Raw genomic sequence first — 11376 nt, forward strand, 5'->3', positions numbered from 1 at the left:
CTATCCTTGTTATTTTAACCGGTTAACCGGAATATTACAAGCATTTATGGCAAGAAAAGGTGGAAATCCAGACACGTATTTTAAGTCAAACTACAGTGGCAAAGTAGCGAAAAAAGCGGTTGGGGTAAAATTACCGCTCGAACTCGATGCGTATGTGCGATCGCTAGAGTCTCCTTCAGATTGGCTACGCGAAGCGGCGATTGAGAAATATCAACGCGAACAATTACATCGAGAACAAGCTAGTTAGTTAAGAAGCCAAATTTGCTGTATAATTTTGTCTCCGGTTGAATAACCAGAGTCAGTATCATGACGCTGTTGTTAATGGTTAGTAATACCATTTCACCAAATAAAAACGACAAATCATTTCTCCTCTGCTGCCTATTTGTAGTAAATTCAAAGTGACATGGTATAACTCGTCACCCTTCACCTTTACTCACCATTTTTACGATAGTCAATAAAAAAGAGGCTTTATCGCCCCTTGAGAAAATTGCTTAGTCTTTAGTTATCGCGTTCGATGATACCGCCACCTAGTACTGTATCGCCATCGTACCAAACCGCAGCTTGACCTGGGGTGATACTAAATTGCGGTTCGTCAAATACTAGCTTGACACGCGAGTTTTCTAAGGGAATGACTGTAACAGAAACAGGGTGCGAACGATAACGTACTTGAACTTCCGCCCGAATTGGTGCAGTTGGTTCGACGATGGAAACCCAATTAACGCGTTGTACGGTACATTCGGATTGCGTAGCGCTGGTGCGATCGCCGACAATCACTCGATTCATCACCGCATCTAAACCAATAACATAAAGCGGTTCAGCCGCAGCAATTCCTAAGCCTTTACGCTGTCCGATTGTATAGTGATGTACACCCTCATGCTGTCCCAAGACTTTTCCCGTAGCATCAACAATTTCACCTTTTTTCGGTGTAATGTACTTATCAAGAAACTGCCGCATCGAGCCGTTAGCTTCGACTAAGCATAAATCTTGACTTTCAGGCTTGTTAGCCGTTTTTAGGTCAAATTGCGCGGCTATTTGCCGTGTTTGAGCCTTCGTCGTTTCTCCTAAGGGGAAAACTGTGCCTGCAAGTAAATCTTGTGATAAATCGTATAAAAAGTAAGTTTGATCTTTGTTACGATCTACCGCCCGACGCAATTGATAACGTTTCGTTGCGTCATCGTAGGTAATTCTTGCATAGTGACCTGTAGCAATTTTATCAATACCTAAATGTTCGCGGGCATAATCTAGCATAGGACCAAACTTAACCGTTTTGTTGCACTGCGAACACGGTAGCGGTGTAATTCCTGCGCTGTAACCCGCAACCAAATAATCAATGATGTTAGCTTGAAAGACTTCGCGAATATCAACAACATGATGCGCAATCCCCAACTGTTCGCAAATATAAGCCGCATCGATCATACCTTCTGAACAGCACTGACCTTTACCCTTCATCAGCCAAAGGGTAAGACCTACAACTTCATAACCTTGTTGTTGTAAAATGGCAGCAGCTGTAGAACTATCAACGCCACCAGATAGACCAACTACGACTTTTTTCATGGATGTGGCTTCAAAACAATTGCCCAGATCTCAATTTTAAACGAATGCAATCTTGATTGTGTCTTAGCAGCGTATCGCAGCGACTACTTAGCACTTGCGATCGCATGACTGCGGCTGACTTTTATCAATATCGGTACTGTTTGTTAGTGATTGTTTAGCAATTGCTTGCAAAAGCAGATAGTTCAAAACTGTCCGAATCAAAATAATTGCACCTAGTTTACCGATATCATCCCAAGTAGGTGCGATGATTGTTTTTAAAATACTAGCACCAACAAGAAAGCTGAGTCCCAAAGAAAAAGAATAGCCCATTTCTAAGCGGCTTTTTTGAAAAGCAGTACCCGAATGTGATTGAAATAAAGCTTGTTGCACAAAAATGAGTAAAGCTTTAACAATACCTATAGAAATAACAAACAGGGCAAGCAATTGAATTAGACTTACTACTTGCTGATCTAAGATCCGAACGATTGTTTCTATATCTATTAAAAAATTAAAATTTTCTATCCAATTTACTGCTGACACCATCCGCGATCGCCCAAATATTTTTCAAGCTACAAAAGTCATATCTTAGTTTTGAATTGACTCTTTGTAATCCCGATCAGGTGTGATTTTGGCGTTAATCAGCATAAATTTATTAAACATCCTGCATGAATGCTTAAGGAATAAATTCACAGCCAAACAAAAGAAAGTCCACCATTGTGAACTTATTGGTAAAACTCCTGTATAAGTGTATGCTTGAGTAGCCCTCGACTTCAGTCAAAGGGCGTTTGTGATTCTAATATGCATGAAGTCACATAACCGTCTCTAAAGGAACTCCCAACCATTGCTGAAAATTCTGCTGCTGAGTCGAAGAAGGGTTTTCTACTGGTACAATCTGATATTTATTAGGGCGAGGCGCAGCAAGTATAACATGATGAGTACGTAATTCATCTTGATGGAAAACTGTCACCTGGATCGTGTCATGGGGTTGATAATCTTTCATGCGATCGCTTAAATTATTTGCTTGTACCCTTACACCATCAATCGCGAGTAACTCATCTCCCGCATCGATTCCCGCAATAGATGCTGGCGTACCGGCTTCGACAAACTTAACGATTTCCTTGCCATTCTCTGTTTGCGCCCTGATTCCTATACAAGGTGCGGAATCGTCTTCGCTATTTGTTGATACTTGTAAACCAAATGGCGCAAGATATTGATTAAACGGTAATTCTTCAACACTGTCTATATATTTATCAAAGAAATCACTCAAATGTGTTTCTGCGACAGTTTCAATGACTTGTTGCAACTGTTGTGGAGTAAAGCCAATCTCTGATATACCAAATTGTTGCCACATTTGCCGCATCACATCATCAAGCGATCGCGTGTTATTGTGGCGATCGCGAATCAGTAAATCGAGTAGCAACGATACTAACTCGCCTTTGAGGTAGTAAGAAATTTGAGAATTACCGCTATTGGCATCGGGGCGATATAACTTAATCCAAGCATCCCAACTCGATTCGGATAAAGGTTGCACTAAGCGCCCTGGCGTCGTTTGCAAGCGTGTGATATCTTTACTTAAGTTATCTAAAAATGACTTAACATCATAAATTCCTGCCCGTAAAGGAATGACAATATCGTAATAACTTGTCGTTCCCTCACAAAACCACAGCGACGGCGTATAATTTTCGCGATCGTAGTCAAATACTTCTAATGCTTTTGGACGAATTCGCTTGACATTCCACAAGTGAAAAAACTCGTGTGCGACCAATTGCATAAAGCGATCGTACTTCTCTTTTGCCCGAAATCCTAAGCGTGGATAATTTAAGGAACAACTATCTTTATGTTCTAAACCCCCATTACCTTGCGAAGATAGGTGCAACAAAAAGACGTACCTTTCGTAAGGTAAACCACCAAACATCTCGGCTTCTACCTGAATAATTTTTTGGATGTCGGGAATCATCTTTGCTACATCGACATTTCCCTTTCCCCAAATGGCTAATTCATGAGATTTCTCCAAAGCTTCAAAATGATGTAACGCATGACAGCCAATTTCAAAGGGACTATCAACTAATGTGTCATAGTCGGAGGCGATGAAAGTGTGAGGCGCTGTGGATACTGGTAAAGGAGTTGTTACCCGCCATTCGGGTTTAGGCGGTACGATTGTGACGCTAATTGCTTGTTTCTCCCACTCAGGAATTCTAAAAAACAGTGCAGCGCCATTGAAGTAACCGTGAGTTGCGTCTAGATGATTTGTGCGTACCGATAATTCGTGCGCGAATACGCGATACTGAATTGTCATTGTCGCATCTTGCTCAGTCGTTGTGACTTGCCAGTGATTTTTACTGAGCTTGCGCCACGATAAAGGTTTTTCTCCTGCGGTTGCGGTAAAATCTTGAATGTGTTTGGCGTATTCTCGGACTAGGTAAGAACCTGGTGTCCAAACGGGTAGCTTGAGATCGAGTAGCGGCGATCGCCAGCCTGTAAGGTTTAAGGTAACTTCAAACAAATGCGATTCAGGTTGCGACATGGCTACCTGATACTGTATCTGCGACGTTGTATTAATTTGGCGATTAGCGCGAATAGCGGTTGCTTCCGTCATTGTTATCTTGGCTGTGGAGTCTTAAAAGCCAATGTAGCAGTTAATTTGGTATGAGGGCATTAGTTAGAAGTGAGATTGGAGAATAGCTATTCTTAACAATTACCTATTACCGATTACCAATGACCGGTCTTGAGGTTATATTTATTTTCACTTCTGTACTCATTAAATTTCTTTGAGTTTTTCTAGTTGGTTATTAACGTTTGCCAGCAGTTGATTGAGTACTGGAAGTGCTTCTAATTGTTCGCGACTCAAGTTAGGATGCGTTTTGGCTCGTTTGTGCAATTCGCGTAACTTGTGCTGTAGTTGTTGCGCGATCGCTAGTGCATCTTGACCAAGGTGCGATAATTGCTGTTGCTGATAAAATTCTAAGGCTGCACCCCGCAAAACTTGTAGTGTTGCTTCTTCACCAAAAGCGCCAGGCATAATCTGTAAACGTAAGAGGATGCGGCTATTTTGGTATAAACGTTCAATTTCTACTTGTGTTTGTTCTTCGACAGGTGCGATCGCTAAATGCATTAACTGCTTGAGTTCGTCGATAACTTCTTGAAATTGTTGCGCGGGAAGTTTTTCTAATATAGACTGTACAACACCATTAAGACTCCAAAGAATGCGACCGTATTGAGGATATTGTCGTTCAAAGTAAAGTCTGCCAATGCCTTCAGCGAGTATTCTTGCAAGTAGTTCTTGAAGAAGTTCTTTTGCAGGTAATGTGGCAAGTATTTCTACAGAACTTGCTAGATGCATTGCGTTGACTTCTAGCGTTGGTAGCGCTAAGGGCAGTTCTGTAGCTTCTAATTCGGTTGTGGAGGATATTTTTTCGACAGTTAAGGGAGGAATTGCCTGTTGTTTCGCTTGCTGGGTAGTTTCTTTGTATTTTAAGTACGCAGAAAGCATTGCCCGATGCGTATTTAAGCCGATTGATTGCGTTACTAATGAGTAATTCATGTGGGACACAATACAACCAACATAATCTTTTGCTGCGGTGTCTTCGAGGTTGACCATGCCTAAGCGTAAAACATTTTCGGCTAACGACAAAGGGAGTACTTGATGATACAAACAGGCTTCAAGCGAGATTACGTTGTCGATAAGCCAGAACATTTGCTGAATATCCACCTGTACCACTCCGTTTAGACGTGCGATCGCTACCACTAGACAATGAGCATTTCACCCCAAAAAACAAGCGTATAAGCACCCAAATTAATGTATTAATTGTTTCTTTTAATAACTCTAGTATAGTGAAATATTGTTGCTACTGTTCTGGTTAATTTTGCTGGATTATTTGAGAAAAAAGATACACGAAGCAATCCAGATGCTTCGCATAACAGCTATCTTAAAGGGATCAAAAAGCAAATAGATTCTCTTATCCTTGAGTTCGCATGGTTTGAGCTACTAGGTATAGCTTAGTCCACTCCCCAACTACTTGATGGGTTTGCAGATGCATCAACTGCGCAATGGTTGTTGTATCCTTACCATCTCTCAGCAACTCGATTAGCTGACATTGTGTAGGGGTTAATTTTTCCCAATAACTTTGCCATTGCTGCGGTGTTAAACCAAAGCTATGTTCCTGTAAAGAAGTTTCCAGCCAGTTTCCAACCAGTTCGGTTTGTTCTTTTGCCGCAAATACGCGTACTGCATGATAAGTGATCTTTTCGCGCAGGCGGTATACTTCTTTAACTTGCAAGTTTAAACAGCGTGCGATCGCTTCTTGCGATTTTCCTTGCAGATATAGCTGTAACCACTTAAGTGCGGTTATTCCCAGTTTTTGGGCTAAATAAGCTTCAAATTCCTTTTGAACTTTGATTCTTAAAGCTTGTTGCTCAATATGTGTTTGTCGATCTTGATGTTGCGCGATCGCTTGGGTATCAAATAAACTAATTGGCTCGTCATTGTCTTCGGTGCAAAAATCTTCTGATACAAGCTTAACCAAATCTTGGGCGGGAACTTGCGTTAATCCACCGCGCGAAGCTCGACGTAAGTAGTTCACAAATCGATAGACAATCAACGGTTGATTGCGAATCCGCCGTAGGCTATATTCCTCCAAACTCGTAAATAACAATGCATTTCGCAGTTTTGCATCATCAGTGCATTGCGCAATCCAGTTCATCTGCTGCTGCATATAGCGATCGCTTTGCAGTAGTTCTTGAATGACTTCTTGCAGAACATCGAGTACCGTTGTTGCGCGATCGCGACTTAGAGAAACCCAAGTGCGAATCTTGTTGCGGAGAATCACTAAACTACTTAAGCGCGTCGTCAAGTTGCGATAAGCACGTTCTGGACTTTGCCCTAAATAGCGATGCAGTAAGATGCGATAACGGTATTCCATTCCTTGCTGTACGAGTTCTAGTTCATGAGGAAGCAGTGTCTCGATTCTTTCGATATCGTTACCAATTAGCCAACGCACAATACTCGCTTGGGTGACTTCAGGATATTGTTGTAGTTCAAGACAAAGCCGCGATCGCCAACTTTGTGTAAGGTCTTCTGTCCACTTAATCATGAGATTGTCTTCCTTGAATACTTGCGCTAAAGTTTGCATGACAACCTGCACTTCTATATGTCGTACTCAGTTGATTTATGTAGCAGATGCTCCTGACTTGCTTGAATTGTGCAAATTAGCTTGGTAGCGTTTACTTACACTTTTCTCAATTCCTAGCTAAAAACTCAATTTGTTTGTACATTTTTATCTTTATATTGCTGACACAACTCTCGATCCCTGATCGCTAACAGTCAATGCTTTTTCTCGTCAGTTTTTTATTCAATAAAATTTGTTTAACTTTTATTGATTTGTCAGCACTAAAGTCAGAAGATATGCAGCTTTTACTAAAATTTACAAACTTTATTTTCGGTTTTCAGTAGTTTAGTAAATGCCCGAATATCAGTTTGATACATTTAGCTTTATTCCCAAAACAGTTGTTTATTTGTATACTTTATAAGTATTATGCTGCATAAGTTTAAAAAACTAGATATGCTTTTAGTCTCCATTTGTTAACTATCCCTATTCTTTATTTTTTATTAAGGTTTATACCTAAATCAAAGAAAAATTCTTTGTCTCGGTGGTTCACTTGAAACATACTTTATCGTTATTGTATTATCCTTGTCGGTCGGTAAAAGACACCACAAGGTCAGCTAAAAGTAATAAAAATGTATTAAAGCAAACACGACTGAACTAGGGAAATAGTAGAATAATGCTGCTGAAGCGACAAAAGCAATTACTACTAGGTTTTTAACCAAACTCACCTGGAATGATGAGTATTGTTCGTTACCCCTTTAACGTTTACTCTACGGATATGAAGCCAATTCAGATAGATGATAGATTAATTATCTATCACTTAACACAGCACGACAACAGCAATAAATAAGGAGTGCTGGTAAATGAACGTTGAAGAAGCAATAGATGTTGTCGAGAAACTTCTCGAACAAGGACGCTTAAACAAAGCTCAAGAAATTGTATTTCGGCAATCTTGGGAAGGAAAATCATACATGGAGATTGCTAAAGCGTCTGGTTATGATACTGGTTATATCAAAGATACCGGTTCTCATTTGTGGCAGTTACTGACTAAAGTTTTTGGTAAAAAAGTTACTAAAAATAACTTTCAATCGGTTGTGTTACGCTACGCGCGGGTAGTAGTGCCCAAAGAGTTAAATAATCTAGCAACAGCAAGGTGGCGAACCGCAAGTGCTACAAGCGAAGCTGTAGTTTCTAACATTTCATCGATTCAGACACTGAGTACTCAATTCGCAACAATTCAAGAAGAAGGTACGACTCAACATGATTGGGGAGGTGCGCCTGATATATCAATTTTTTATGGCAGAAAAGAAGAATTAGTAACACTACAACAATGGATTGTTCAAGATCGCTGTCGATTAGTGACTTTACTAGGAATGGGTGGAATTGGGAAGACCAGTGTGTCAGTAAAGTTAGCACAAGAAATTCAAACCGATTTTGAATATATTATTTGGCGAAGTCTGCGGAATGCACCACCGATTCAAGAGTTATTGACAAACTTAATTTCATTTTTCTCGAATCAACAAGAAACAATCAACGATTTCCCTGAAAGCGTTGAAGCTAAAATCTCACTTTTAACCGATTATTTACGTGCGTCACGGTGTTTACTGATTCTTGATAATGCCGAAACAATTTTACGTCAGGGCGAACGTGCAGGCTATTACCTCGAAGGGTATGAAGAATACGGACAACTCTTGCGCTGTATTGCTCAAACACCACATCAAAGCTGTACGATCTTGACAAGCCGCGAAAAGCCGCGAGGCTTAGCATCATATGAAGGAATTGCATTACCCGTGCGATCGCTGCATCTAAATGGGTTAACCGCAGCCGAAGGGAAGGAAATCTTTGCAGCGAAAGGACTTTTTTGCTCAGCGTTACAACAACAACTTTTGCTTGAGCATTATCGCGGTAATCCGTTAGCTTTAAAAATAGTCGCGACGAATATTCAAGAATTATTTGATGGCGATGTCACTCAATTTCTCGCACAAGGTACTGCTGTTTTTGGCGATATCTGGGATCTGCTTGCGCAACAATTTATGCGTTTGTCGATTGCTGAACAGCAAATTATGTACTGGTTAGCCATCAATCGCGAACCTATTACATTAACAGAACTCAAACAAGACATCCTACCACTCATATCGCCGCGCGAAGTTCTAGAAGCACTCGAATCGCTACAACAACGCTCTTTAATTGAAAAAGCAGCCCCGATAACGCTTAAAAATACCGCAAGATTTACGCAACAGCCTGCGGTGATGGAGTATGTCACCGATCAATTTGTTACGACAATCTGCAATGAAATTACAACTCTAGATATTAACCTTTTCAATAGTCATGCGCTAATTAAAGCACAAACGAAAGACTACATTCGCGATGCGCAAGCGCGATTTATCGTGCAACCATTAGTCGATAAACTTCTAGCTAGTTTTAGAAATAAAAAAAGAATTGAAGAACACCTCGATCGCATTCTTCCACAACTGCGGACATCACTTGCCTCAGGATATAGCGGAGGTAACATTCTTAACTTACTCATTCACTTGCAAACTGATTTAAGTCACTACGACTTTTCTGAGATGAGTGTCTGGCAAGCTTATCTCAAAAACGCTAACTTGCAACACGTTAACTTGCAATACGCAGATTTAACCAATTCAGCATTTAGCGAGAACTTCGGCTGTATTTTGGCGCTGACTTACAGTCCAGACGGAGAAATTATTGCAACTGCGGGGGAAGCAGGACAAATTCGCTTATGGCGCGTTGCAGATATGAAACCTATCTTAACGTGGAAAGGTCATATTCGTTGGATTTTAGCCGTATCATTTAGTCCTGATGGCACAATTTTAGCGACAGGGAGCGACGATCGCACCGTAAAACTTTGGGACGCGCACACGGGCGAACTGTTGCAGACGCTACAAGGACATGCAAGCTGGGTGTGGTCGCTGGCTTTTAGTCCTGATGGCACAATTTTAGCAACAGGGAGCGACGATCGCACCGTAAAACTTTGGGACATTACCACAGGTCAAGTTCTACAATCTTTCCAAGGACACACCAATCGCGTCGAGTCTGTCAACTTCAATCCCCAAGGAACAATTTTAGCAAGTGGCAGCAATGACGGTAGTATTAGGTTATGGAATGTAACGAGCGGTCAGGCGATCCAATTAACCGAATCAGCGCAGCCAGTACGCGCGATCGCTTTTAGTGTTGATGGTGCGCTCCTAGCAAGTGGTGGTGATGATGGCAACGTTACACTTTGGGATCTCACTAGCGGAAGCTGTTTGCGTTTACAAGGGCATACTTACTTAGTGCAAAGCCTAGCATTTAGCCCCGATCGCCAAACCCTCGCCAGTGGCAGTCACGACAAAACTATCAAATTATGGGATCTGACGACAGGACAATGCACAAAAACACTGCAAGGACACGCCAGCCGCGTTTGGGCAGTTGCGTTTAGTCCTGATGGACAAACTTTAGTCAGTGGTAGTGACGATCGCTTGTTAAAACTGTGGGATGTCGAGACAGGTAAAGCGTTAAAAACACTCTGGGGTTATACAAATCTGGTGCGAGTTGTTGTTTTTAGTCCTGATGGAACCTTATTGGCTACGGGAAGTAGCGATCGCACCGTGCGCTTATGGGATATCCACACGGGTAAAGTTGTCAAAGCTTTTCAAGGACACACGCGTGGTATTCTTTCGACGGCATTTAGCCACAATGGGCAAATTCTCGCAAGTGCCAGTGAAAAAATTAATTTGTGGAACGTCGCAACCGGTAAGCTGATTAGAACATTACAAGGACACACAAACTGGGTATGGTCGGTGGCATTCCATTCTCAAGACAACATTTTAGCGAGTGCGAGCGGCGATCATACGGTGAAGCTATGGAATGTGGCAACAGGACGTTGCCTGCGAACGCTTGTAGGACATACAAACTGGGTGTGGTCGGTGGCGTTTCATCCGCAGGGTAGGATTTTAGCAAGTAGCGGTGATGTCACTGTCAGATTATGGGACGTTGTTACAGGAGAGTGTATCAAGGTTCTTCAAGGACATACTAACGGCGTTTGGTCGGTGGCGTTCCATCCGCAAGGCAAAATTCTGGCAAGTGCTAGCGACGACTACACCGTAAAGTTATGGGATGTTGACACAGGAGCGTGTTTGCAAACATTGCAAGAACACACGAACGGCGTTTGGTCGGTCGCATTTAGTCCTGATGGCAACCTCCTCGCCAGTGCGAGTGATGATAAAACATTAAAACTCTGGGACGTTAGTACGGGCAAGTGCTTACAAACCTTCCAAGGACATAGCGATCGCGTTACATCCGTCAGTTTTCACCCCCAGGGAAAACTTCTCGCAAGTGGCGAACAAGAAGAAAAGATCAAACTTTGGGATCTCGATACCGGCGAGTGCTTAACCACAATCCGTAGTGAACGCCCTTATGAGGGCATGAATATTACTGGTGTCACTGGCTTAACTGAGGCTCAAATCGCTATGCTCAAAGCCCTTGGTGCAGTGGAAACGGAAGCAGCAGAGGAGCCTGCGCCGTGCGGGAGGTCGGTTGCGTGCGGAGGTATCCTCCGTTGAGCAAACCGACCGTGAGGTTCCCCTCCGTTGAGGCGACTGGCGTGAGCAGAGGTGCAGGGGAAATATGAGATTAGATCGTTTGATCTGGTGCAACTATCGAACTGCCTATCTGAAAATTTGTGTTTGGTATCACAAATTTAATGTAATCTATATCACTAAATGCAATTTACTTTTTCAAT

General features: G+C 42.0%; 7 protein-coding genes. 2 read left to right on the plus strand and 5 right to left on the minus strand.

Going from position 1 to position 11376, the window contains the following annotated elements; genetic code table 11:
- Nucleotides 1-46 precede the first annotated feature (46 nt).
- Nucleotides 47-247 carry a hypothetical protein gene (locus GLO7428_RS17200; RefSeq protein WP_015189842.1) on the plus strand — a complete coding sequence of 67 codons (201 nt, stop codon included), beginning with the start codon at nucleotides 47-49 and terminating at the stop codon, nucleotides 245-247.
- Between the two features lie 251 nt (nucleotides 248-498).
- Here GLO7428_RS17200 and mnmA read toward each other — a convergent pair whose 3' ends face one another.
- The 5 genes from mnmA to GLO7428_RS17225 form a co-directional block, all read right to left on the minus strand.
- Nucleotides 499-1554 carry a tRNA 2-thiouridine(34) synthase MnmA gene (mnmA, locus tag GLO7428_RS17205; RefSeq protein ID WP_015189843.1) on the minus strand — a complete coding sequence of 352 codons (1056 nt, stop codon included), beginning with the start codon at nucleotides 1552-1554 and terminating at the stop codon, nucleotides 499-501.
- A gap of 87 nt (nucleotides 1555-1641) precedes the next feature.
- The gene (locus tag GLO7428_RS17210; RefSeq protein WP_015189844.1) at nucleotides 1642-2076 is read right to left on the minus strand and encodes a DUF1622 domain-containing protein; all 435 of its coding nucleotides are present in this window, start codon (nucleotides 2074-2076) and stop codon (nucleotides 1642-1644) included.
- Between the two features lie 265 nt (nucleotides 2077-2341).
- On the minus strand, nucleotides 2342-4129 hold the full coding sequence (locus GLO7428_RS17215) for a M61 family metallopeptidase (protein WP_015189845.1): 1788 nt from the start codon (nucleotides 4127-4129) through the stop codon (nucleotides 2342-2344).
- A gap of 162 nt (nucleotides 4130-4291) precedes the next feature.
- Nucleotides 4292-5242, minus strand: coding sequence for a hypothetical protein (locus GLO7428_RS17220; RefSeq protein WP_051038447.1), 951 nt, complete (start codon nucleotides 5240-5242; stop codon nucleotides 4292-4294).
- Between the two features lie 247 nt (nucleotides 5243-5489).
- Nucleotides 5490-6623, minus strand: coding sequence for a HetZ-related protein 2 (locus GLO7428_RS17225; RefSeq protein ID WP_196797384.1), 1134 nt, complete (start codon nucleotides 6621-6623; stop codon nucleotides 5490-5492).
- 875 nt (nucleotides 6624-7498) lie between these two features.
- Here GLO7428_RS17225 and GLO7428_RS17230 point away from each other — a divergent pair.
- A complete protein-coding gene (locus tag GLO7428_RS17230; RefSeq protein WP_015189848.1) occupies nucleotides 7499-11197 on the plus strand; it encodes an NB-ARC domain-containing protein in 3699 nt (1232 codons plus the stop codon).
- Nucleotides 11198-11376 lie beyond the last annotated feature (179 nt).

Origin of the sequence: Gloeocapsa sp. PCC 7428, from assembly GCF_000317555.1 — a bacterium.
GTDB lineage: Bacteria > Cyanobacteriota > Cyanobacteriia > Cyanobacteriales > Chroococcidiopsidaceae > Chroogloeocystis.

What these genes read in the sequence shown, in the direction of transcription:
- GLO7428_RS17200 (WP_015189842.1), top strand. Translation starts at nt 47, where the DNA reads ATGGCAAGAAAAGGTGGAAATCCAGACACGTATTTTAAGTCAAACTAC.
- mnmA (WP_015189843.1), bottom strand. Translation starts at nt 1,554, where the DNA reads ATGAAAAAAGTCGTAGTTGGTCTATCTGGTGGCGTTGATAGTTCTACA.
- GLO7428_RS17210 (WP_015189844.1), bottom strand. Translation starts at nt 2,076, where the DNA reads ATGGTGTCAGCAGTAAATTGGATAGAAAATTTTAATTTTTTAATAGAT.
- GLO7428_RS17215 (WP_015189845.1), bottom strand. Translation starts at nt 4,129, where the DNA reads ATGACGGAAGCAACCGCTATTCGCGCTAATCGCCAAATTAATACAACG.
- GLO7428_RS17225 (WP_196797384.1), bottom strand. Translation starts at nt 6,623, where the DNA reads ATGATTAAGTGGACAGAAGACCTTACACAAAGTTGGCGATCGCGGCTT.
- GLO7428_RS17230 (WP_015189848.1), top strand. Translation starts at nt 7,499, where the DNA reads ATGAACGTTGAAGAAGCAATAGATGTTGTCGAGAAACTTCTCGAACAA.